This window comes from Ferroplasma sp., from assembly GCF_031200575.1.
In the GTDB taxonomy this organism is placed as follows: Archaea; Thermoplasmatota; Thermoplasmata; order Thermoplasmatales; family Thermoplasmataceae; genus Ferroplasma.
The window spans coordinates 118,078-142,462 of record NZ_CP133597.1; the positions used below are offsets into that span (position 1 = coordinate 118,078).

The following is a 24,385-nucleotide window of genomic DNA, read 5'->3' on the forward strand; positions in this document are numbered from 1 at the left end:
CCATGTACAACGTAATTATATGCGGAAATGATTATTCAATGGCAAAAACAATATTCAAACAGATTAAAAATTTAAAAAATGCCATGCCTGATGCAAATATTGAGGTTGTTTTCAATAGGTCTGCAGTGAAAACACTTCTTAAGGGAAGCGAGTACATACCGGACATAAAAGAACTTATACAGTCAGGAATCAAAATAAATGCATGCAGAAATACACTTAAAGAAATGAAGCTCAGTGAAGAGGAAGTTGATACTGGTGCGGGAATAGGAATGGTGAATGCAGCGGTTGAGGAAATAGTTAGAAAACAGGCTGATGGGTATTATTATCTGCAACTGTGATCAATCATTTATAATTTTCCACCGTAAAAATAATTATTATTTTTTAATGTAAAAATGCAGGTGCCGGGATTTGAACCCGAGTCGAAAGCTTGGAAGGCTTCCGTGCTACCAGGCTACACCACACCTGCTTAAGGCTTAATCACAACTCTATTTATTTATTTTTCTATTTCACTTATATAAGAAGCGTAAAATCATATAAACTGTATAATAATTTTAACCTCAGTATATGTCCTGAGTGCTATAATGAGGAGGAAGCCACATAAAATATTAAATAGAATATTCGGCGATAATTGGTATTACTTTATGGGTTGAAACATGCGTTGAGGTTTCGTTTATGTATATATCTGCTACCGAATTCACAGGTGATGGGGCAGTTATATTAAACATAACATAACCGGTACTTTTATTATAAGTGTAATTTAATTGACTGCCATGTTCCTCTATGCTTATCCCTGTTATTGGGTACTTATATTCCGTGAAATACCTGAGCGTGTAATTATCTCCTGTAACAAGTTCATATTCCTTGTCCGTTTCCTTCATGGCAGTCCAGTTTCCATGGCCCACCTGATATTCCAGATCTATAACCTCCGGCCCGGAAACAACATGCAATGGAGGATTGAGAGCGATTATCCAGAACACAAACCAGGTAATTATAAGCTCAAGGTATACCAACATCTTATGTGATGTTTGCTTTGGAATTGCAATCTTGAACATTTTGATTAAATTTCTCAAAAAGTAGATAACAACTATTATTAGTATTATTGCAAGGTACCAGAACCCGTAAATTTCTAATTCCCCTGAAAGAAGTCCTACCAATGCCCCGGTTATAAATACCAGTATAATGGCCTTGGCCCGCTCCCTCTCATAAGAGAGATACTGCCTCTTGTCAAATTTAGGTTCCTCAAATAGGGGCTCTTCATTTTTCTTTGGATTTGCCATAGCTTTACCTGTTACCCATTAATGAAACCAACATATTTATTGGTTTCGCATTTCTTATTATTCCAGAGGCAATAAGCACGCCGTTAGCTCCAAGATCCATTGATGTTTCCACGTCATGCCTGTTTTTAACACCGGCACCAACAAGAAGCTTTGTTTTACCATCACAGATTTTTGCAGCTTTTTCTATGATATCAGGTTTAGCCGATGATACTGAAATATCCCCGCCTATGAGTTCAGGTGGCTCGTATGCTATATACTCTGGTTCCAGTATTGAGTATTTTTTAATTTCGTCAAGATTTTCCACGCACAGAACAATTTTAAAATCCATTTCCAGAGATCTTTTGACTGTTTTAGTTATCTCCACAGGGGGGATTCTCCTTTCAGAATGATTCAGTAAAGACCCGTTAATTCCCATACCCTTCATGGATTCCATGGAAATCGATCCTGTAAATGCACCAAAACCATTTGAATCTACGTGCTGCCCATATATTTGTAGATCGGGGAACTCGCGCTGTAGCCTCAAATCCAGGGGCGATAGGCAGTAATAAACGCCATTCTGGGTATCCAGACCTTCAAAATCCTGTAAAAGCTTTTCAACGTTGTATCCTACAGCATTTTCATAATGTTTGAAATTGATGAATATATCCGGCTTCATGGAACAGTATTTCATTTTAGAATATAAAAACAGGTATGTTATTTACTGGTACCATTAAAATGCTAAAATTTGAATGTATATATGTCACTTAATTATTTATTCTTATACTATTATTATATTCAATAATGCTTAAATAATATGTATATATTCACATATTATGATAACATCAGTTAACAGAGATATAATGCCAGAAAACTGGTACAACGTAGTTCCAGACCTTCCAGAGCCACTGGCCCCGCCAAGGGATTCAAAACAGGACTTTTCATCCATAAATCTGCTCAATAAAATACTTCCCAAGGAAGTTTTGAAGCAGGAATTTACCTTCAGGAGATATGAGAAAATACCGGATGAGGTTATGGAGCAGTATGAACAGATCGGAAGACCGACACCGCTCATAAGGGCAAGAAATCTTGAAAAACATCTGGGATACCGTGGAAAGATTTTCTATAAATATGAGGGGGCTACGGCCACAGGCTCCCATAAAATAAATACTGCAATACCGCAGGCATATTATGCAATGAAGGAGGGTGTTAATGGCGTAACAACAGAGACAGGTGCAGGCCAGTGGGGATCAGCCACAGCACTGGCCGCATCACTTTACGGATTACCGGCCCAGATTTTCATGGTTAGAATTAGCTTTGAGCAGAAACCACTAAGAAAGACTGTAATGAACCTCTACAATGGAAATGTAGTTCCAAGCCCATCAACACTTACAGAATACGGGAGGAAAATATTGAAAGAGCACCCTGATACACCAGGAACGCTGGGTATCGGCATAAGTGAGGCAGTTGAATATGCGCTTGACCATGATTATCGATATATGGTTGCAAGCGTTATGAATGTTTCACTTACACATCAGAGTGTTATAGGCCAGGAAACGAAGAAACAGCTTGAAATACTTGGGGAACATGCTGACGTACTGATAGGATGTGTTGGCGGCGGAAGCAACTTCGGGGGATTCACCTTCCCATTTATCCCGGATGGTGATGAGACTGAGATAATTGCAACGACGGCTGATGAGGTGCCTAAATTTTCCAGGGGCGATTATAAATACGATCTTGTTGATTCTGCCGGCGTTCTTCCAGAATTGCGCATGTATTCTCTTGGCGCTGATTTTGTTCCTCCCACAATATATGCTGGTGGTTTAAGGTATCATGGTGCATCACCATCACTTTCATTGCTTATCAACAGGGGCAGAATAAAAAGTGATGAGGTTACAGAGAGCGAGGTAAAGGATGCCTTAAGAACATTTGCCAATACGCAGGGTATTATAGCAGCTCCGGAATCAGGACATGCAATAGCCACAGCAATAAATTATGTAAAGGCTCACAGAAACGAGAACAAGACAATAGTTGTAAATGTAAGCGGGCACGGTATGCTGGATCTTTCTATTTTCGGTGAAAAGCAATGAAAAAACTTATTCCATATTTTACCCTTGGATATCCAGATAATTCGAGGCTCTGCAGGTTCCTGGACATACTTCCGGTGGAAAAAATAAATTATATTGAATTTGGTTTTCCATCAGATGACCCGCGTTACGACGGACCGGTAATAAGAAAAACCCACAGTGTTGGGAACAGTAATTTCTCAGATAGTGTTTACAGTAAATATTTTGATTATTTTTATAAAAACCACATAAAGATGTATTCATTATCCTATTTTTCTGATATAAAGGATAGATTCGATGAATTTATTGCATATCTTCAGAAGAACAGGTTTTCTGGAATAATCATACCTGACCTAATAATAGATTACTTCAGTGAATCAAGAGGGGTGATTGAAGATTTGAATAAAAGAGGGTTCGAATACATACCCTTCTTCTCGCCGGCTACTCCAGATTCCATAATAAAAAATGTGGCATCCCTTACAGATTCCTGGATCTATTATGGTCTCCAACCTTCTACAGGCATAGAAATACCATATGAACTGGATTATACAACAGAACGGATTAATACCCTGCTGCCAGGAAGGGAGATAACCTACGGGTTCGGAATCAAAAGCGATGAGGATATAAAAAATCTCATGAAGAATGGGGGTTCCGGGGTTGCCATTGGAACTTATCTGGTAAAGATGATAGACAGTGGCGATGAGAAGGGCTTTGTTGATTATATAAACAGGATGAGGGGTGTTCTTGATGCGTGAAACAGAATACACTGTGGCAAACAGCACCGTTATGAATGCCATGGAATCTATGAAAAGGCTTGTTGACAGGCCTGACAGGGAAAAGGTAGAATTCCTTACAGAAATCCACAAGAGGGGTGAAACACCAGAGGAGATCGCCGGGTTTGCTATGGCCCTGAGGGATATGGCTGAGATCAATGTGAAATATCCAGGTTTAACTGACGTCGTTGGGACCGGTGGAGACGGAAAGAACACAGTAAATGTGAGCACTGCAGTAAGCATCGTCCTGGCATCCATGGGAATAAAAACAGCCAAGCATGGTAATTTTGGGATTACAGGCCACCATGGAAGTGCCGACTTTATGAAATATACTGGTTATAACTTCTATATGGATGAAAATGAAATAATAAGAAACCTTGACAGCAAAAATTATGTGTATATACTCGCCCCGCAGTATAATAAGAGTTTTGCAAAATTTGCAAGTGCAAGAAAAATGATCAGTTTCAGGACAGTTTTTAACATACTTGGGCCCCTGACAAATCCATTAAATCCAGAAAGGGTGGTTTTAGGGACATACAGTGACGACCTTGCGGACCTCTATGCACATGTAATCCTGCAGGAAGGAAAAAAGGGTTTCATAATACATTCCAGCGATGGCATGGATGAGATATCTCCAAATAGCGAAAACCTGCTTTATTACGTTAATGGCAAAATAGAAAAAACAAAAATAGACCCTGTAAATTTGACCGGCCATAGTACTGGAATTGAGAGAATATCCACCGTGGATCCAGAAAAGAGTTTCAAAATGCTGCTTTCAGGACTTTCAGGAGAAAACAGGGATGTAGAGGAATTCATAGGATTAAACGCGGTGCCAGCCATAATGATCAATGGAATGGCAAATACGGCAGAGGAGGCATTTGATCTCGCAGTAAAAAGCATAGAATCAGGAATCGCAATAAAAAAGTTAAAGGAGGTGTGCAAATGAAGGTCAAGATATGCGGCATAACCAATGAGGAGGATGCAGATTATTCACTGAAAATGGGCGCTGATATTATTGGTGTTATACTTGACTTAAATGTAAAAAGGCACGGTACAGTGCAATTAATTGAAAGGATTAAAAAAATGCACCCGGAGGCACAGGTTGCAGGGGTTTACACGTACATGCCCAGATCAGTTGGAAAAGAGGATTATGTACAGCTCCATTTCAACCATTCGCCGGAAGACATAGCCTATGTAAAGAATGTGATGGGTAAAAGAGTCATATCTGTAATTGATCTGCATTGTAATCATATTAGTGAAAAAATAACATCGTATCTTAATGCCGGATCCGATTATATTCTTCTGGAAGACCGGGATGGAATTATTAAAAGAAAACCGCAGCTAATGGGACTTAACATGGAAAGGATAGGTATAGCTGGAAAGATAGACTCCCGCAACCTGAAACAGCTCGTGGAATTAAATCCTGATCTGATTGACGTGAGTAGTTCCCTTGAGGAGAGAACAGGGAAAAAATCCTTTGAAAAAATTGATGAGTTTTTCTGTAGTCTGGGTGAGCGCGGTGCTATTAGATAGAATCAACGAATTCAGGGATAAAAATTTTGCATACTTCTGCAGGTTCGGGGATGAGAGGATATCAGGCATGGAAAGGCTATTTATTTCTGAAAATGCCCCTGTAAATGTATATAAAAATGCAGTTAGTTACATGAATAACCAGTTCATGAAGGTGGTATCTGAAAACAAAACAATACCAATTTTCGTATCATATGATTTTGTTGATGACATTTATCCTGATATTATGCTGAAAAGATCAGAATGGCCACAGATTTCCTACATAATCCCCGATAGGGAATACAGCCAGCCTTTTACGAGAACAGCGGAATCTATAAAAACTGCCTCTACTGTGCAGCCAGATCCGGATCTGGAGAAAGATATAGAATCAGTTATTGAACGGATTAAAAATGGAGACCTTCTTCAGATAGTACTCTCAAGGAGATTCAATCTGGGGGATTACGATCCGCTGTATATACTGAGGAAATTTATGGCCGGTGACAGGTCCCTTTACGTCTATTATTACAAATTTGGGGATCTTGAAATTATAGGAAGCTCCCCTGAAAATCTTGTTTCACTTCATGACAGTCGCATAGAAATATTCCCTGTTGCCGGAACCCGCAGGAGGGGCGAAACAGAAGAAGAGGATGAAATTCTTGAAAATGACCTTAAAAACGATGAGAAGGAACTTCTGGAGCACAGGATGCTTGTGGATCTGGCAAGAAACGATCTGGGAAGGATATGCACACCAGGTTCTGTTAGGGTTGAAAAATCCATGGATGTTGAAAAATTTGCCAGCGTACAGCATCTTGTTAGCAGGGTATCGGGTATACCGGAAAATTATGGATTCGGTGACATACTCGCATCGGTGTTCCCGGCAGGCACCGTAAGCGGAGCCCCTAAAAAAAAGGCAATGACATTGATAAACCAGTATGAAAAAACTCCCCGGGGCCCATATGCAGGTGCACTGGGCATAGCTGGAAATAATGAACTTGACCTTGCCCTCCTGATCAGAAGCCTTTATAGAAATCGTACTGAAAATTATACACAGGCCGGGGCGGGCATAGTAAAGGACTCTGTTCCTGTTAATGAAGTAAATGAAATGTATTCAAAGATTTTAACCGTTACAGGTGGTTTATATGAAAAAAATATTGATTATTGATAACTATGATTCATTTACATATAATATATACCAGTATCTATACTCTAAGGACGTAAGTATAGACATAAAACCTAACGATAAACTCCCGGATTCCGGAGAGTACGATGGGTATATTATATCCCCGGGCCCAGGTAACCCTGAGAGGCCTGAGGATCGCGGGAATCTATATGAATTTATAGATAGGAATAAGGGATCGAGATTTCTGGGTGTGTGTTTCGGGAACCAGATTCTTGGGTATTATCTTGGATCTGATATTGTTCTGTCAAAAAGGATTATGCACGGGCAGACGGACACAATAATACATAGAGATTCGCCGCTGTATAGGGGAATTCCGGAAAAATTCACTGCTATTAGATACCATTCACTTGTACTGGCAGGTGGAAATAGGATAGTAATAGATGCGGTTTCAGAGACAGATGGTGAGATTATGGGGTTCCATTCAAGGGATGGGCGTTTTTACGGTGTTCAGTTTCACCCAGAAAGTTACTATTCAGAATATGGAAAGAGTATCTTCAAAAATTTTGTTGATGCATTATGATAGTGGATGATATTTATTCCGAAAATGACAAAAGGAAACTTATTGAATTCAATATGCGTGAAAGAACTATTTTAAGCCTTAAAGAGTCCCTGCAGAATGCGGAGAAAAAACCAGGAATTATAGCTGAGTTCAAACGTAAATCACCTTCAGGATTCAGAAATAAATTCAATACTGATATACTTAAATACTTTAATAGTATAAAGGAAACCATCGCAGGAATCAGTATTTTAACGGAACCTCACTACTTTGGCGGTGACCCGTTAGATGCCAGAGCCGTGCAATGCTATAGCAAACCAATACTAATTAAGGATTTCATATCCAGCCGTGCGATGGTAAAATCATCATTCATGGCAGGAGGAGATGTATTTCTCCTGATTTGCGACTTCCTTGATTACAGTACCATAAAAGATCTGGTACAGTATGGTGGTTCACTGGGAATGGAGGCACTGGTGGAGGTGCATGACCCCAACAGGATAAAAAACATATTTCCAGCAGAAAACGTCCTGATTGGATACAACAGGAGAAATCTGAGGACATTGAAAATGGATGACAGGGCAGAAGATGTATATGACAGCCTTAAATCCTTTGGCCTGCCGCTGATACTGGAGAGTGGCATAACATCTGAAAATATTGGTAAACTACATACTGAAAGGTACAGTGGCCTACTTATAGGATCCTCCATACTTTCCGGCGATGAAATCAGGTGATCAAATGGTGAATGTAAAAATAAATGACGAAATTAGCCTAACCGATGATAAATTTCTCATGATTGCAGGGCCGTGCTCTGTAGAGGATGAGGAACAGATTGTTGGGGTTGCAAAAGAACTTAAAAAAATTGGCGTAAATGTCCTCCGTGGAGGGGCGTTCAAACCCAGAACATGCCCTGATTCATTCCAGGGACTTGGTGAGGAAGGTCTGAAACTGCTTTCAATGGCAAGGGAAGCAACAGGGATGGCCATAATAACCGAGGTAATGGATATAGAGGAATTACCGGTTGTTGAAAAGTATGCAGACATAATACAGATAGGTTCGAGAAATTCCCAGAATTTTTCTCTATTGAAAAGGGTAAGCAGGGAGAAAAAACCGGTATTATTAAAAAGGGGATTTGGAAATACAGTTGATGAACTTATTGCATCATCAAAATACCTTTCCATGAATGGCAATCATAACATAATGTTTTCAGAGAGAGGCATAAGAACGTTTGAGCAGTCTACTCGGTTTACCCTGGATATATCGGCCATCCCAGTACTGCATGAAAAAACAGATTACCCGGTAATTATAGACCCAAGCCACCCGGCAGGAGTAAACAGGTATGTAGAACCACTGGCTCTGGGTGGAACGGCTGCTGGAGCTGATGGCCTCATGATTGAGGTTCATCCTGACCCATCAAAAGCACTGAGCGATTCAGCACAGCAGCTAACAGTTCCACAGTTCAGGGAACTTTACACCAAGGTCCAGAGGATTAACACAGTATTAGGCAAAACCATGATTTAACTAAAACTCTTAGTTATGAGCATTTTGGCAGATTTAGGTCCTGAAGTAATTATCCTTTCATAACCGCCAGGGGCATAAGGGATGCAACAGGTGATGCAATTCTGGCACCACGAATAACATCAATTACATCCTCGATGTTTTTATAGCTTCCAGGAGATTCTTCAACCACCGCCTTGCCAGTTGTTGCACGCAGGTATATACCTCTAGATTCCATATCATTTCTGACTCCTTCCATGGTAAACTGCTCTGTGGCCCTCTTCCTGCTAAGGAGGCGTCCAGCACCGTGGCATGAACTGGAGAATGTGGTTTCTTCATTTCCAGCTGTCCCCACAAGGATATATGATGGGCCGCCCATGTGCCCAGGTATTATAACTGGATTTCCTGTATCAGCAAAATATCCACTGGCAGTATTTGCAGGCTGGGCCCTTGTTGCCCCCTTCCTGTGTATTATTAATTTTCTTTTTATTCCGTCAATGCTATGGGTCTCTACTTTAGCCATGTTATGGGCAAGACTGTAAACTATGTTTATGCCCATGCTCTCAAAATCCATCCCAATTACCTTTTCAAATGCCATTCTTATTTTATACGTTATAATCTGCCTGTTGACAAAACCAAAATTAGCGGCTGCATTCATGGCATCCATATAATCCATGCCCGCGCTGCTACCAGCATATGCGGATATGAGCTGCCTGTCCTCCGGGAGTTTTACGCTTTCATCATCCTCGTTCAATCGCATAAGATAGTCCGTGGCAACCTGATGACCGAGGCCCCTGGACCCGGTATGAACCATTACAGCCAGCTTATTTCCCTCTCCAGTGCCGAATTTTTCAGCGGTTTTCTGGTCAAATATCCTGTCAACCCGGTCTATCTCAAGGAAGTGGTTGCCTGCCCCAAGGGTTCCAAGTTCATTTTTGCCTCTTTTAATGGCCCTCTCGCTCACTTTGGAAATATTAGCAGGCATATGCCCTTTTTCCTCTGTATGCAGGATATCTTCACGGGTGGCATATCCATTATTATATGCCCATTCAAGGCCAGAGGAAAGGATTTCATTCTCATCCCCGGTGTTTATTCTGAAACTTGATTTGTTATCTATCCCTGCCGGTACGGTTTTATATAGTTCGTCAAGTACCTTACGTACACTATCCTTATACATGCTGTAATCCAGGTTGGTGGCAATGAGTGAAACGCCACAGTTTATATCATACCCCACACCGCCGGGAGATACTATTCCATCATAATAGTCAAATGCCGCAACCCCACCTATTGGAAAGCCGTATCCCAGATGTATGTCAGGCATGGCCAGTGATGCCTTAACGATTCCCGGAAGGGATGCAACATTCATAACCTGCCGCAAAGGTTCATCATCACTGAAGTGGCCCAGTATTCGATCGTTTATGTACAGGATGCCTGGAACCCTCATGCTGCCTGTTGCCGGGATTTCATACTGGAAATCATTCAATTTATTAAGATGGAACATACATGTTTATTACATGGTTAAACATAACTGTTTTCAGTTTTTAAATTTGGTTAATAACTGAAAATGCTCAGAAATAAAAAAATTAATAAAATAATAAAGTAATAAGGGCTAAATGGTAAAGATTTTTGATATTAATGACTTTGATGAAAGGAAACAATTCGAAATCAAACTCCAGATCGCACTTCTTAACAATACACTGAAAATAAGAGAAAATTCAAAAAACCCTGAAAAATACGACGAATATATAGGAGAGCGTAAAGACAAAATCAGGGGACTGCTGAATACCACTGCCAAATTCGCCATAAAAGACCATGATAAAATTATATATGACCCCGAACTTGTGAATCTGGCTTGATTATGCAAACAGGGTTTTTAAACCGTTTTAGCAACTAAATCCAGTATTCAGCCTGAAGCCATTCTGAAATGTTCCAAAATAATAAATAATGGCTTGTCATTTATTACCATGAATGATATATCAATTTTTAAGGAAATCAGGGAGAACATAGAAACTCTTGAAAGGCACCTTATTATTATTAAAACGCTGTTAACGGAACAGCCTCTGGGTATTATTAAAATGTCACAGCAAACAGGAATACCTGAGCATAAAATCAGGTATTCTTTGCGGATACTGGAACACGGAGGCATTATTGAGGCTTCCAGGGAGGGTGCCATATTGACATCTGATTTTATTGCAAACCGGGAAAAAATCCTTACGGATGCCAGGGAGAACGCACAAAGGCTTGAAAATATATATAAGGAACTGAAAAATATTCTGGAGTCACCATGATGTTCAAAAAAAATGAACAGGCAGAAAAATATTTGATAAGACGCGGTGTTCCTGGAGATGCGAGGGGGATAATTGAATGCATGCAGAGTGTAATGGACGAAAAGATCTATCTTGTAAGCGAATACTATCTTTTGACGGAAAGGGGTGAGCAGGAGAGATTAAAAAACCGTGACGACCTCACACTGGTGTGCGAGGTTAATGGAAAGATAGTGGGGGTTACAACCATACAGAGGGGAATGTATAAAAAGAACAGGCACACAGCATCTATGGGAATTGCCATAAAAAGAGATTTCAGGCACATGAATATTGGGACAAAGATGATACGGGAGGCGATTTCATGGTCCAAAGAACAGGGAATAGAGAAAATAAACCTTGAGGTTTTTTCCAGCAATGTAAATGCAATTAAAGCATATAGAAATCTAGGATTCGAATATGAGGGTGTAAGGAGAAGGCAGTTTATGATAGGTGACCAGTATGTCGATGATGTTTTAATGACATATTTTACATCTACCCTGGAGGATAAAAACTAATGGCATAATTAGTCTGACATAAAGATTTAAATTAACAGTTTCAATAAGAGTAATATAATGCGAGGGTCAAAAGTAACGGATATTTTACTGAAATATTTTTTTATATTCATAGGTTTAACCATATTTCTATTTGCAGTATACAAATTTGTGCCAACATCTGTGATAAAGAATGACTTCCCTGGAAATTCAATAGAGATACTGGGAATAAATAGAAATGTTCTATTTCAGTATTTTTATTTCCTGCACTCACTGGTAACTGGAAACATGGGATATTCTAACACGTCTTTTTACTCCGGAACAGTGTACAGTGCTATTTCCATAACCATCCCGGAAACATTACTGTTTCTTGGTGTAACCTTTGCCATATCTTACACGGTATCTTATTATATTGGAATTTATTCCGGTACAGTATTTAAAACAGCAAAGATTGTTAACATGAATATTTTCCCGTTACTTTTCATGTATCTGGTTTCAGGGCTGATTCTGCTGGCAGTATTTTCCGGGATACTTGGATGGCTGCCATCACATGGTATACTTTCCGCCAGTTCAGCAGCGTTGAATGGGTGGGTTTCATCCACTGGAAACAGCATATATACCACAGCACCGACAAATATTATTTTCATAGACAGTATTATTCATGGTTCGTCCTCCGTATTTCTAGATTATTTAAAACACACGGCACTTCCATTTTTTTCACTGTTTATTCCAACAACTGTTTATTTAAGTGTTTTTATAAGCCATGAAGCATCAATAGAGTATAACAAGAAGTATATGCGGGCAGGCATCACCAGGAATGCCTTTATGGACAGTTATACAACGTATATAAGGAGAGGCATAAAATCAAGAATTATGGGGGAGGTGAAGTCTGTATTTGTTATATTCATGGGTGGAATGGCAATAGTAAGCTACATATTTTCATATATGAACACAGGAGAATTTGCCATATACTCTTCCCTGAACTATAACTATGGCATAATGGGCGGTATTTACAGCTTTTTTATTCTGGCAATAATAGTAATAATATTTGACCTTTTTATTGATATTATCAACAGGGGAGTGAGAAATGAAATATAATCCAAGGAATTTAATTATGGGAATAAGCGTGGCTTTCATTCTTTTCTATATACTTGCATTTATCCTCGATTCTTTTTACCCATCATATCTTGGTGTGAGATCTTTATCTAACCTTCTGGTGTTTAAGAAAACCCTATCGGCCATACCATCACCACCCACATTAAATAACGGGTGGTGGAATTATTTTGGCACGACATACAATGGGATTGCCCTTCTTCCGGCGCTTCTGGGATCCCTTAAATTTGATTTTGCTGTAATGTTTGCATCACTGGGAATTTCAGCCCTTGCTGGAAGCGCAATAGGATTTCTTGCAAATTATGCTGGTGGTGCCATAAGAAAATTCATATTTTACGTAGTCAGGGTCATGACAACAGCTCCATACCTGCTTGTCATGCTTTTAATCCTTTACGTTGCCAGGCCTGATGAAACCGGGATAATAATTGCCATATCTGTTGGATGGTTTCCCTTCTATATTATAAGATATGTTGAATCCTTAGAATTCAAGAATAGCAGAAAACAGACAGATAACTGGTGGAAACTGTTAAAATTCTTGCCCTATATTTTAACTGATATGGGTGCAATTAGCGGGGTTGTGGTTATAATAACATATTTTGGATTTTATTTCAAGAATCCGTTCGTGGTTGACATAGGCAATATTATGTATCTTGGCGGCAATGTTAGCACATTCCTGGCGTTTGGTGCATGGTGGATAGCTGTATTCCCGCTCCTGTTTATTACAGTGTTTATAGGCTTTACGGCACTGCTGAGCTATGAAATAAGGGGGGTGGTATCGGGCGCAGAAGAATGATAATAAAAATATACTATCATTTGAAAATTTTGCCATATACTCAGGCAAGGATATGCTAATTGGAAATATTACTTTGAGTTTAAGCGAAAACTGTGAAATTTTATTAACCTCAGCAAATAACAACATTTCATTGATCCCGGGAATTTTTATTTTTGATGTTTTTAACAGCTACAGGTACTCGGGGTCTGTTATGCATGGAGGAGTAAATTTAATTGATATTATTTCCAATATAAAAAAATTCAGGGTGAACGGAAACAGGATAGGGATTGCAGCATATGTACTTGGGGATGTGCTTTGTATACCCTCCAATCCCCTAGATCTGTTTGATCTTGGAAATGAAATTTACAGCCAGATACTTGATTTTCTCCCCTATGAATCAAGGATTGATATTCTCAATTCTGTGATCAGAAGGGAAATGATAAAAATAACAGAAATAGACACAATAATAAAGGATTTTGACAGTTCCCAAGAAAAGAGAGAGTTTACATTCTGGACATGCAAAAATTTTGGGGTGATGGGCCTGTTCAGTGAAATTTATGAGGTCCTTGACTCAGGAAAACCGGATAGAAGGGATTTACTTGCATCCCTGATTATAAGGAAAAAAACTGGTGCGAATCTCGCGGATATAGCCGTTCTAAGGGATTATTATAGGCACAGGCTTGATTTAGACCGGCTCATGTATCTATATAAGAAATCCACCATGGACTCAGGGAAAGATAGGGATTTAATAAGGAAGATAGAAAATTTAAAACGGAGAGAAAGAAAAGATTTTGACTTCATAAGCCTAAATCTCACAAAACCATACAGCGAAGGCATACTGAAAGATGAATTCATAGAACTGCTTGCAAGAGAGCTTAATCTAATGGGCATAACGTTCAACAGTGGCCTTTACAGTAAACGGCCATCTGAAATACCTGTTTCTGATCTTTATAAATTCATCATAGGTACAGGCTTTATTACAGAAAAAACAGTAACGATAGTAGACCTCTCACTCAATCCAGGAATACTTCCTGAGGTGTCAGAGTACATAAGGAGAATGAAATCAGTTCAGGCTATGGCATGCCTTTACTTATGCAAAGATGATAAGTTTCCAGAAAGCGCCATCCATCTGTTTGACAGTATAGTGGATATATAAATTTACATGATTGTATTATTTTTAGAAAATCTGTTTTATGCAACTATATCATTGAAAAGCATAATTCCTGACCCTGTAATACTATTTTTCATGGTCAGGTATGACTGGTAATAAATTTTCATTTCAACCCTTCTGTGAATTGGTAATATATACATATGAGTACTGTTCATCAAAGTTTTTACATTTTTCAAATTTGTGTTATTATAATTCTGAACCAGGCTGCTAATATTTGAATTAAGCGCCTTCATCAAAACTGACTGATTTTTATTTGAAATGTTGAATGCATAATAACTAAATCCATTGGCATATGAATGTGTAAAATTTTCTGTGCTGCCCAGATATGAATAATAAATAGAGGAATTCATTTCAGGCAATGTTTCCTCGTAAACCGGCATGGGGTTAATTCCTGCTGATATGTAAGTATTCATAAATGCTACTGGTTCGTTTATTATTGGGAAGCTTGAACCATTACTGACCATAGCTGCAAGGTTCTTGGAAAACTCAGATATATTGGACCCAGATATCCCTGCCTCTGTGAATAAAGGTATAACCAGCGGGCTACCACTGTAATATAAATTACTGGCAATATGATATTTAGAAGACTCTGTGGAGTTGGTTATAAAGGAACGCCACAGGCTTTTAGCCATTGATAGATTATTTCCTGGATAAGCCTCGTAAAATGCCTCCCTGACTGTTATGTTTGAGAATAAATTATACGGCATATTGGCATCTGGGACAAATCTCTCCAGAAGTGTTGTGTTTATATTGGCATTGAAGTTGTATATGGATGAAAGGTTATATGTAATATTATATGTGGATAGCGAGGCCAGCCCTGATAAATATGTGTAAGAAGATGGAAACACGCCTATCTGTGATGTGTTGAATCTCATGTCCTGGTATATGGCAGAATAACTATTTCTGTAGTCTATTGTAACAGTATCCATGGAAGGTGCCGTATTATTAGCTGTGCCGGTAAATTCTGGATTGCGGATCAGTGTAATATACTTTCCTGGCACGGATTTTTCTATCTCGTATGGGCCGTCAGCCAGTATATTCTCCATGGTATAATTTGAGTTAGCTGACTTGAAAGCGTGGAAACCTGCGGGGGTGAAGGATATGTCCTCGCCATTCCTGCTCAGATTGGTAGCAGATGATATGAATGTGCCTGGCGATGAGAGCAGGCCGTAGACCCTGCTGGGGCTCAGATGTACTGTAAAATTGAGAGTCACTGTATCTGTACTGTTACTGTATGTTATGGCATTCATGATATTCGTATAATTATTTGTTTCATGATAGTTACCGGGCAGAAGGTACTGTGCCAGTATCCACCCCGGTGTTTGCGGTGATTTATCTTCCAGGAGAAGATCCATCACCAGCGAGTAGTATACGTCGTATGCATTCACAGGAATGCCATTCTGGAACCTGACGTTATGACTTATATGGAATGTATAGCTATTCCCATCCGGCCCAGGAAGGCTGGATGCGACTTCCGGGAAATAACCGGATGTGCCGTTGCCAACTAGAAATTGTTCTGTGTTGTAAAGTATTTCAAGATCTCCGGCTGTGTACGCTTCCTGCGGGTTGAGATTAGAATATGGATTTAGGCTATCAACAACAATGGAATCTGCAACGGTGTTAATATATAATATTGCATTGGGATTAACCGGTATATCCATATAATATGTGGATTTATAATTTGCAGTGCCATGACCTGTTATGGTAATTAGTTTGAGTATGTAATACCCAGAGCCTAGATTTAAACTGTATGTTGAATATCCCGATTTGTTCTGTTCCATGGTTCCATTATGGTAAATTGTTAATGATTGACTGATTATCTTGAAAGTTGAGTTGACAGGACAGCCAGTATTGCCAATGCTGATATTTAATGCTGTGCCTGGTCTGTATATATTCGAGTTTGAAACCACAGAGGGAATTGATGAATTAAGGACGGTAATAATTCCCTCTGCCGTTCTATTGGATGATGCCTGGTTTTCTACGTATACTGGTATATATGTGTTTGATCTGTATAACCCGGATGAAAAGTTTGCCCAGTAATAAATATAGTATATACCTGGACTGGTATAGATATGCGATATTGATAGAGTATTGCCAGTATAATTCATTGCGGTCTCGGTATTATCCCCCCATTCTACTGTAATATTTCTGTAAGCCTCATTAGATTTGAGAGTCAGGGTATAATTTTCCCCTGGAGAAATATAGTTCTGGGCAGAATCCACCTTTATAGAAGGTTCCAGCCTTGATGGGTGGAGAAGAGATAATATGGCAAAGGAGGAAAGAACAACCATTAGGACTATTATAATTGCATACCATTTTTTCCTTGTTGATCTCGGTTTTTTTGGATAGGTTTCAGGATCAGGCATGCTGGATGTCATACAAAGTGTATTAAAATTTGTATAATTAAGGTTTCCTTATATTATAGAAAATAATATAAATACCGGTATTATTCAATTTTATGACTATAAAAGCAGTGGTTATGGCCGGGGGAAAGGGTACCAGACTCAGGCCTATAACATATTCAATCCCCAAACCGGTGGTGCCCATAGCCGGAAAGCCATGCATGCTGTATTTACTGGATTCTTACTACAGCGCCGGCATTAAGGATGTTATAGTTACCACAGGATATAAATTTAGCTCCCTTATAACAAGCATAATTGAAAACAGGCATGATGACCAGACAATACTGTTTTCTGTAGAAAAAGAGCCTGCTGGAACTGCCGGCAGTGTAAAATTAGTTTCCAACTTTATTGATGACACGTTTATAGTTGGTAGTGGTGATATACTTTCTGATTTTAATATATCTGAAATACTGGAATTCCATAAAAATATGGGAGCCAAAATAACTGTGGTGCTTACAGAGGTGGAGGATCCCAGGCAGTTCGGGATAGTGGAACTTGAAAATAATAAGATAGTGAGATTCCTGGAAAAGCCGGATAAGGATCAGACATTTTCACATATAGCAAACACAGGAATATACATAATAGAACCAGAAATTATGGAATACATTAAAAAAATACCATATGATTTCGCCAAGGATCTGTTTCCAGAACTTATGAAACAGAATGTCGATATATATGGATACATGGGGAAGGGAGTATGGCTTGATACAGGAAGACCAAACGATCTTATTATTGCGAACCAGATTATGGTGGAAAAATATGGGAAATCGTACAGTGAGGATTTTATCAGTGGGAAAAATATAATAATGGATATGATCGGGCTTCAAAAGACCAGAATAAACCGTTGTTATACAGGTATGGGAATTAAAGCTGGAAATAATGTAACCATGACCAGTTCTGCGGTATACAGTAATGCGGTACTTGGAGATAATGTCGAAATAACCAACTCTCTCCTTATGGAAAACGTAACCGTGAAATCCGGGACAAAAATAAAAAATTCGGTTATAATGAGAAATTGCATAATCGGGGAGGATTCAGAGATACTGGACAGCATAATAGCACCGGATATGGATTTAATGGGAAAATCTAGGATATATAATGTTTCTCTGGCCTCAAAAATTATAGAAGATTGAATATAGATAAGATATAGAGGATTATAATGCAGGCAGCCACCGCCATGTATATATAAATTAATTTTTTGTCGTTGCCGAATATTATGGGAATGGGACCAATCATTACAAGGCCGCCTATTTTTGATTTTTTGCCGTTCTTATCCTCTTCCTTGTCCTGCATATCAGTATTTATATCACCTTTATATGGAACTGGAACTGAAATAAAAAATAGGACAACGCCGGAGAATATCATTATAAATGGCAACACCGTAAGTGGATCTGTACTTACCGCAAAGGGGATGAAAAGAAATATACCGAACTGCACCAGTCCTTCCAGTGCCAGCATAATTAAAATAATAAACCCGGCCAGAATTAAAAATATAGCTGCTAGCCTGCCATTCATAATTACAGGAAGCCGGCCTTCTGGAGTATCAGAAGGTCTTCAGTAGTGAGCTGCTCTCCGGCCTTGAACTTTTCATAGAGTTCTGAAGCCTTCTCCTGAAGTTCTGATTCCTTTTCCTTTTTCCTTGTAACTTTTGTCTTGTTTCTTATGGAGAATATGGCCTTTTCCATATCCTTTAACTCGCCCTTGGCTTTTATGAATGCAGCATGCTCGGCCTCTGATTCCTGGCTATACTTAATAAATATTTCGTGTTTCTCGTCCGCCTCTTTACGGACCTCATCGAGTTTCTGCAATTCATCGTTTATTTCATCACTGAGCTGGGATATCCTATTTGACAGTTCTTCTATCTGTTTTTTATATTCCTCTCCCTTGGCCCTTTCCTCATTAATCTTATCGGTGAGTTCCTTTATTGTGTCATTCTTTAAAAGCTCCTGTTCCCGAAGGGTTTTTGATTTTTTAATCTCATTTGTGAGCCTTCTTATTTCCACAATAATCTTATTTTCCTCATCCTTTTTGAGCTCTGTGGTCTGTTGCCTCTTTTCAAGATACTGGAGTTCCTTCTCCTTGGCCTTTATATCCTTTATATCCATGCCTGTTCCAATGGAGGATTTGTACTCTCTCAGATTCTTTTTCAATTCAGACAGATTTTTATAATGAACTTCTTTCTCGTCACGCAGTGTTTTGATTTTTTCTATCAAATCATTTTTTTCCGCAATCTTCTCCTTAGCCTGCTCGCGCATTTCGTGAGTTTTTTGATTCAATTCATCACGTAATTTAGCATACTTCTGCGCTTCTGCATTGGCTTCATCTCGCTTTTTAATATGGAGTTCTACTTCATCTCTGATTGCCTCTTTTTTTGTTTCAAAATCTTCCAAAAGGTCCGTCATGCTAACACTTCGATATCTTATTGCAGATATTATGCCCGAATTAATAATACTCCGGTTCATAAACCTGTAGTTGAGATTTGTATTTAAAAAGACTATATAAGTATTACTATCAACCGGTAGCTACAGAAATATCATGATTTATGATTTAACTCCCGGGTGTGCAGAGCATATTAAATGGGTATAAATATATGATATATTTCACAAATGAAAAACAATCCGTATAAAATTATATAATAAATAATCATAAGCAAAAATGCACGGGGGAGATGTTTATACATTTACAGAAGAACAGGGAACGGATCGGGAATCAGTACTTGATTTTTCCGCCAACATGAATGATTTTATCAATATTAAGAACATGGAAATATATGGAAAGGATATAAAAAATTATCCAGAAAATAATCTTGAACAATACAAATCCATACTTTCAGAAAATAAATTTAAAAATGGTAATATAGCCATTGTTCCGGGATTGACATCATTTATACATTTTTATATGGCAGGCCTCAAGGGCAATGCAATAATAATTTCCCCGGCATTTACAGAATACAATTATGCCAGAACCGATGCCAGGAGAATTGAACTACCCTTCAATGCTGTAAACAGAAATCCAGAGATAATCGAATATTATAATTTTGATAGTTTATTTCTTGTTTACCCGGACAACCCAACAGGGCAGATTATGAGAAAAGACAGCCTCATAAAAATTCTTGATATTTGCCTGGGAAAAAACGCAGATGTTTTTCTTGATGAGTCATTTATCTGGTTTGTAAATAACCGTGAGGTAGATGAATCAGAATTGATAGAGGCGTATCATAATTTGATAATAGGCAGGTCATTAACCAAGATACTCTCGATACCAGGTCTCAGGCTTGCGTATGTACTGTCCTCATGTGAGAATATATGCCGCATAGAAAATAATCTGGACCCGTGGAGAATCAGCCAGCCAGCACTCCTGTATCTGAGAGGCTGTAGCATGGATTTCAGCGGCATCCCGGAAAAAACTGAGATGGAACGTAAATATGTCATAAAATCTCTGAAAACAATGGGGATGGAACCGGTTGGGTCACCCAGAGCTAATTTTGTAACATTCAGGCTTCCCAAGGGAATTAATGGGGAGAAGATGAAAAAATTCCTTGCTGCAAGGAATATAATGATTAGAATCCTTGATGACTATCCAGAATTCGGTAGCGATTATATGCGCATAGGCATAAAAAAACGTTGGAAAAATGCAATCCTTCTCAGGTCGATAAAGGAGTATATTGGTGGTTTGAATGATTAAAATGATACAGGTACTGGGCACAGCTTCAGATTCCGGAAAAAGCACAATGGCAATGGCCCTGTGCAGATATTTTTCCCGCAAAGGATACAGTGTTGCCCCGTTTAAGGCAATAAATATGTCACTAAACTCAATATCCCTGGCAGATTCCTCAGAGATATCCCGTGCCCAGTGGCTTCAGGCAATTGCCTCTGGATCAGAGCCTTCAATGTACATGAATCCATTCCTGATTAAACCTGAGGGCATGGGCAAATCCCAGATAATAGTTCAGGGTAAATCAATTGGATCATTGAAAGTAAATGATTATTATGAATATCTGAAGTCCAATGCGGAAAGCGTTATCAGGGAATCCTTAAGAGAGCTTTCCGGTAAATATGACATTATTATAGCCGAGGGTGCAGGTTCTGCTGCAGAAATAAACATGGAGGGTAGAGATTTTGCAAATATATTTGTTTCCAGTATTTATAGAACACCGGCAATAATTATTTCTGATATAGAACGGGGAGGGGTTTTTGCATCACTTTATGGAACAGTGAAGCTAATGAGCAATAACGAACTTGTGAAATACCTGGTTATTAACAGGATGAGGGGAAGTACATCCATGCTACAAAGCGGTATAGAAAAACTGGAGCGGCTCACAGGAAAAACTGTAATAGGGGTAATTCCGTATTCTGAATTTACCCTCCCAGGTGAGGATTCCCTCAACTATACAAAATCTGGGATACATAATAGCAGGATATGTGTTATAAGATACCCACACATGGAAAACTACAGCGATATGGATCCATTTTATTTGCTAAACATAGGATTTACCTTTGTTGATGCTTCAAATATTAAAGTGCTGGATGAAAGTGATATTATAATACTTCCCGGTTCAAAAATTGTATCTGAGGATTTATATTATCTGGAAAAAAGTGGCATAGCAGAAAAATTGAAGAGTATTTACAAAAATAAAACTATAATAGGAATCTGTGGGGGTTACCAGATGCTGGGGAAAAAAATTATAGACAAGAATAGGGTGGAATCAGATGAAACTGAGATAAAGTGCATGGGCATTCTTGATGTTGAAACAGAATATATGGATAAAAAGCAAACCGGGAAGGTTGAATACGTGCTGAATTCTGGAATTTTCGGAGAAAATTTACCGGAAACTGGATATGAAATACATTACGGGAGGAGTATTGAAAATCATGAAAAACCCTTTGCTTTTGTGGATGGCATGCCTGAGGGATCTGTACATGGGAATGTATATGGCACCAATATACACGGGATATTTGAAAACAGATATATTCTAAAAAGAATAATGAAGGCAGACATTGATGACTACCGTGGAACACTGGAGAAAAATATAGAATATACTGAGAAGATTTTCACGAACAATATGGATATGCAAAAGATAGAAAAACTGGTATTATGATAAACGGTGCGGAACTACTGATACTTATAGTTACTCTAGCTTTTATACTGGATATTATTATGGGAGAACCGCCCAATATTATACACCCTGTTGTGATAATTGGACGTACGATTTCAAAATTTAAACCATATTTTATGAGGTACCACAATAGAATACTTGCCGGGTGCCTATTCCTTCTATGGGTTATAATATTGAACTCCTTGCCGGTTATAATAGTTCTCTACATTTTATACCGGCCGGGAAATATTTTATTTTTGATCGCATTTATAATAATATATGTATATTTCTTGAAAAGCACATTTTCTATAAATTCAATGGGAAAGCACATAAAGCGTATTGTGAATTCAATAAAAGATCATGATATTATCATGGCCAGAAAGCATACATCTATGGTTGTGAGAAGACCAACAGATAATATGGATATACACGGTATTGCATCTGCATCCATAGAAACCATAGCAGAAGGATTCGTTGATGGATATTTAACACCATTATTTTTTTATTCCTTCTTTGGACTGGCCGGCGCGCTGGTGTCAAGAGTGATAAATACCATGGATTCAAATATTGCATACAGGGAGTCACAGTATTATGAAATTGGAAGGTGCACTGCAATAGGAGATTCCATCATAAATTTTTTCGGTTCCAGGATGGTACCGGGAATATTCAGGATCAGTGCGTTTCTGATGGGATACAGCGCCGGAAAAACAAGAATTGTCAATACAACTGACAGCCTGAATGCTGGTTACAGCATTGGGTCAATGGCCTCAGTATTAAATGTTAGACTTGAAAAAATAGGCGAATATATAATTAACAATCAGGGGCAACAGCCAGAGGTGGAAGATATCAGGAAGGCCATGAATATATACTATGTGTCAGCGGCCTTATTTCTCATTCTCTTTATTATTCCTGTTATTGCTATACTATTTTTTATACACCTTCTAGTGATTTTATGACAATATATAATCTGAATGAAAGCCGAAATGTGATACGCACATATTGTATCATGCATTAACTGCACCAGAGAATGGATGACCAATTTATGCCTGGAAATCCGGCAATTATTGATGTTTTATTCATAACTATTTATAGAATGTGTTCACGGTGAGCTAAAAAAATATATGAATAATTATTTATTTTTAATAACAATATATCAGTTATGTCAATGGCTTATAATAGCAATTACTGGTATGATTACCTGAAGAGCAAAGAAATTACTGAAAAGGATGCCAAGGAATTACTTGATATGGATATTTATTCCCTAATGTCATTGGGAGATTCTCTAACATCGCTTGAGGTTGGGGATAGGGTTTCATATGCTGTATCATATAATATAAATTATTCAAATTACTGCACCGCCTCATGCCCTATATGCGCCTATTATGTTCCGTATAAAATAAAGAAATACAATCCGGAAAAGGGATTTGAATTATCCGTCGAAGATGTACATAATGAGGCCATGAAAGCAAAGGACCTCAATGTTACCGAGATACATATTGTAGGCGGGTTTAACCCGGATTTAAGCATAGAATACTATGAAAATATATTCAGGGAGGTTAAAAAGGTGCTTCCAGATATAACTTTAAAAACATTCACAATACCGGAAATAGATTTCATTGCAAGAACCACAGGAAACTCAATACCGGAGGTAATAGACAGGTTCAGGAAGGCGGGAATGGATGCCCATACGGGCGGTGGTGCCGAGATATTCAATGAAAATATAAGGAAGCAGATTACAACACCGGAGAAGATATCCGGAGAAAAATGGCTGGAGGACGCCAAACTTATTCACAGCCTTGGAATTAAAGGCAATTCAACAATGACCTATGGAACTGTGGAGGGATACGATGACATTATAAATCATATGATCAGATTGAGGGATAACCAGCTTGAACAGCCAGGATTCCTATCATTCATTCCATTAAAATTCAGCATAGAAAATACACCCCTTTACAAGATGGGAAAGGTCAGGATGCCTGCTTCCGGTGATAAGGACATAAAGGTTTATGCTCTGGCAAGGGCAATTCTGGGGAAATCCATCAGAAATATAAGTGTTTACTGGGTTGCTCTGGGAAAGGAGCTGGCACAGGTTGCACTGATGTCAGGAGGAAGCGATCTTGTGGGCACTGCATTCAGTGAGAAGGTTTTTGGCGCAACAAACAGAAAAACTTCTGGAAGCGTGGAGGAACTTAATCATATGGTTGAGGAAATAGGAAAGGTCCCTGCATTGAGAGATACATTTTATAATATCAAGGAGTACTATTGAA

At 38.7% G+C, this 24,385-nt stretch carries 26 protein-coding genes and 1 tRNA gene; 20 read left to right on the top strand and 7 right to left on the bottom strand.

The annotated features are described in order from the left end of the window. Positions 1–2 precede the first annotated feature (2 nt). Entirely contained in the window at positions 3–338 is a 336-nt protein-coding gene (locus RE471_RS00715; RefSeq protein WP_309214836.1) for a DsrE family protein, read from the top strand. A gap of 55 nt (positions 339–393) precedes the next feature. On the opposite strand, the gene RE471_RS00720 is transcribed toward RE471_RS00715, so the two are convergent. The 3 genes from RE471_RS00720 to RE471_RS00730 all read right to left on the bottom strand — a co-directional run bounded on the left by RE471_RS00720 (position 394) and on the right by RE471_RS00730 (position 1,932). Continuing rightward, positions 394–466 (bottom strand) — tRNA-Gly (locus RE471_RS00720). Positions 467–605: 139 nt separating this feature from the next. Continuing rightward, positions 606–1,277, bottom strand: coding sequence for a hypothetical protein (locus RE471_RS00725; protein WP_309214837.1), 672 nt, complete (start codon positions 1,275–1,277; stop codon positions 606–608). A 4-nt stretch (positions 1,278–1,281) separates the two neighbouring features. Then, entirely contained in the window at positions 1,282–1,932 is a 651-nt protein-coding gene (locus tag RE471_RS00730; RefSeq protein ID WP_309214839.1) for a triose-phosphate isomerase, read from the bottom strand. Between the two features lie 157 nt (positions 1,933–2,089). Between RE471_RS00730 and RE471_RS00735 the strand changes: the two genes are divergently transcribed. Genes RE471_RS00735 through aroF form a run of 8 tightly spaced genes read left to right on the top strand, consistent with a single transcriptional unit; the run spans position 2,090 to position 8,795 of the window. Then, entirely contained in the window at positions 2,090–3,343 is a 1,254-nt protein-coding gene (locus RE471_RS00735) for a TrpB-like pyridoxal phosphate-dependent enzyme (protein ID WP_309214840.1), read from the top strand. Beyond that, positions 3,340–4,074: a tryptophan synthase subunit alpha gene (locus tag RE471_RS00740; RefSeq protein ID WP_309214841.1), complete on the top strand. Its 735-nt coding sequence runs from the start codon at positions 3,340–3,342 to the stop codon at positions 4,072–4,074. Before RE471_RS00735 ends, RE471_RS00740 begins: the two co-directional genes overlap by 4 nt. Beyond that, the gene (gene trpD / locus RE471_RS00745) at positions 4,067–5,038 is read left to right on the top strand and encodes an anthranilate phosphoribosyltransferase (protein WP_309214842.1); all 972 of its coding nucleotides are present in this window, start codon (positions 4,067–4,069) and stop codon (positions 5,036–5,038) included. Before RE471_RS00740 ends, trpD begins: the two co-directional genes overlap by 8 nt. Further along, on the top strand, positions 5,035–5,625 hold the full coding sequence (locus tag RE471_RS00750; protein ID WP_309214844.1) for a phosphoribosylanthranilate isomerase: 591 nt from the start codon (positions 5,035–5,037) through the stop codon (positions 5,623–5,625). Before trpD ends, RE471_RS00750 begins: the two co-directional genes overlap by 4 nt. Further along, entirely contained in the window at positions 5,612–6,763 is a 1,152-nt protein-coding gene (locus RE471_RS00755; RefSeq protein ID WP_309214845.1) for a chorismate-binding protein, read from the top strand. The genes RE471_RS00750 and RE471_RS00755 overlap by 14 nt, the downstream gene beginning before the upstream one ends. Next, the gene (locus RE471_RS00760; RefSeq protein WP_309214846.1) at positions 6,741–7,301 is read left to right on the top strand and encodes an aminodeoxychorismate/anthranilate synthase component II; all 561 of its coding nucleotides are present in this window, start codon (positions 6,741–6,743) and stop codon (positions 7,299–7,301) included. Before RE471_RS00755 ends, RE471_RS00760 begins: the two co-directional genes overlap by 23 nt. Continuing rightward, positions 7,298–8,008, top strand: coding sequence for an indole-3-glycerol-phosphate synthase (locus tag RE471_RS00765; protein WP_309214847.1), 711 nt, complete (start codon positions 7,298–7,300; stop codon positions 8,006–8,008). Before RE471_RS00760 ends, RE471_RS00765 begins: the two co-directional genes overlap by 4 nt. 4 nt (positions 8,009–8,012) lie before the next feature. After that, complete coding sequence (gene aroF, locus RE471_RS00770; RefSeq protein WP_309214848.1) at positions 8,013–8,795, top strand: 3-deoxy-7-phosphoheptulonate synthase; 783 nt, start codon at positions 8,013–8,015, stop codon at positions 8,793–8,795. Between the two features lie 49 nt (positions 8,796–8,844). Here the strand turns inward: aroF and RE471_RS00775 are convergent, their stop codons facing one another. Then, positions 8,845–10,272 carry an RtcB family protein gene (locus RE471_RS00775; RefSeq protein ID WP_309214849.1) on the bottom strand — a complete coding sequence of 476 codons (1,428 nt, stop codon included), beginning with the start codon at positions 10,270–10,272 and terminating at the stop codon, positions 8,845–8,847. 112 nt (positions 10,273–10,384) lie between these two features. On the opposite strand from RE471_RS00775, the gene RE471_RS00780 reads away from it, so the two are divergent. The 6 genes from RE471_RS00780 (at position 10,385) to RE471_RS00805 (ending at position 14,606) form a co-directional block, all read left to right on the top strand. Next, complete coding sequence (locus tag RE471_RS00780) at positions 10,385–10,627, top strand: hypothetical protein (protein WP_309214851.1); 243 nt, start codon at positions 10,385–10,387, stop codon at positions 10,625–10,627. Positions 10,628–10,735: 108 nt separating this feature from the next. Beyond that, positions 10,736–11,059, top strand: a complete 324-nt coding sequence (locus RE471_RS00785; protein ID WP_309214853.1) for a transcriptional regulator — start codon at positions 10,736–10,738, stop codon at positions 11,057–11,059. After that, positions 11,056–11,589 (top strand): GNAT family N-acetyltransferase, encoded by a 534-nt coding sequence (locus RE471_RS00790; RefSeq protein ID WP_309214854.1) that lies wholly within the window; start codon positions 11,056–11,058, stop codon positions 11,587–11,589. Before RE471_RS00785 ends, RE471_RS00790 begins: the two co-directional genes overlap by 4 nt. A gap of 57 nt (positions 11,590–11,646) precedes the next feature. Continuing rightward, on the top strand, positions 11,647–12,663 hold the full coding sequence (locus tag RE471_RS00795) for an ABC transporter permease subunit (RefSeq protein ID WP_309214855.1): 1,017 nt from the start codon (positions 11,647–11,649) through the stop codon (positions 12,661–12,663). After that, complete coding sequence (locus RE471_RS00800; RefSeq protein ID WP_309214857.1) at positions 12,653–13,471, top strand: hypothetical protein; 819 nt, start codon at positions 12,653–12,655, stop codon at positions 13,469–13,471. Before RE471_RS00795 ends, RE471_RS00800 begins: the two co-directional genes overlap by 11 nt. Before the next feature lie 52 nt (positions 13,472–13,523). Continuing rightward, on the top strand, positions 13,524–14,606 hold the full coding sequence (locus tag RE471_RS00805; protein ID WP_309214858.1) for a hypothetical protein: 1,083 nt from the start codon (positions 13,524–13,526) through the stop codon (positions 14,604–14,606). Between the two features lie 35 nt (positions 14,607–14,641). Here the strand turns inward: RE471_RS00805 and RE471_RS00810 are convergent, their stop codons facing one another. Next, complete coding sequence (locus RE471_RS00810; protein ID WP_309214859.1) at positions 14,642–16,999, bottom strand: ABC transporter substrate-binding protein; 2,358 nt, start codon at positions 16,997–16,999, stop codon at positions 14,642–14,644. 80 nt (positions 17,000–17,079) lie between these two features. Here RE471_RS00810 and RE471_RS00815 point away from each other — a divergent pair, with 80 nt between their 5' ends. Beyond that, positions 17,080–18,156, top strand: coding sequence for an NDP-sugar synthase (locus RE471_RS00815; protein WP_309214860.1), 1,077 nt, complete (start codon positions 17,080–17,082; stop codon positions 18,154–18,156). Here the strand turns inward: RE471_RS00815 and RE471_RS00820 are convergent. Both RE471_RS00820 and RE471_RS00825 read right to left on the bottom strand, forming a co-directional pair. Next, positions 18,143–18,538, bottom strand: a complete 396-nt coding sequence (locus tag RE471_RS00820; protein ID WP_309214861.1) for a DUF131 domain-containing protein — start codon at positions 18,536–18,538, stop codon at positions 18,143–18,145. The genes RE471_RS00815 and RE471_RS00820 overlap by 14 nt on opposite strands. A 2-nt stretch (positions 18,539–18,540) precedes the next feature. After that, complete coding sequence (locus tag RE471_RS00825) at positions 18,541–19,425, bottom strand: phosphoserine phosphatase (protein WP_309214862.1); 885 nt, start codon at positions 19,423–19,425, stop codon at positions 18,541–18,543. 253 nt (positions 19,426–19,678) lie between these two features. Between RE471_RS00825 and RE471_RS00830 the strand changes: the two genes are divergently transcribed. The 4 genes from RE471_RS00830 to RE471_RS00845 all read left to right on the top strand — a co-directional run bounded on the left by RE471_RS00830 (position 19,679) and on the right by RE471_RS00845 (position 24,384). After that, entirely contained in the window at positions 19,679–20,707 is a 1,029-nt protein-coding gene (locus RE471_RS00830; RefSeq protein WP_309214863.1) for an aminotransferase class I/II-fold pyridoxal phosphate-dependent enzyme, read from the top strand. Further along, positions 20,700–22,121: a cobyric acid synthase gene (locus RE471_RS00835; RefSeq protein WP_309214864.1), complete on the top strand. Its 1,422-nt coding sequence runs from the start codon at positions 20,700–20,702 to the stop codon at positions 22,119–22,121. Before RE471_RS00830 ends, RE471_RS00835 begins: the two co-directional genes overlap by 8 nt. After that, positions 22,118–23,074, top strand: a complete 957-nt coding sequence (locus RE471_RS00840) for a cobalamin biosynthesis protein (RefSeq protein ID WP_309214866.1) — start codon at positions 22,118–22,120, stop codon at positions 23,072–23,074. The genes RE471_RS00835 and RE471_RS00840 overlap by 4 nt, the downstream gene beginning before the upstream one ends. A 203-nt stretch (positions 23,075–23,277) precedes the next feature. Next, positions 23,278–24,384 carry a radical SAM protein gene (locus RE471_RS00845; protein ID WP_309214867.1) on the top strand — a complete coding sequence of 369 codons (1,107 nt, stop codon included), beginning with the start codon at positions 23,278–23,280 and terminating at the stop codon, positions 24,382–24,384. Position 24,385: the final 1 nt, after the last annotated feature.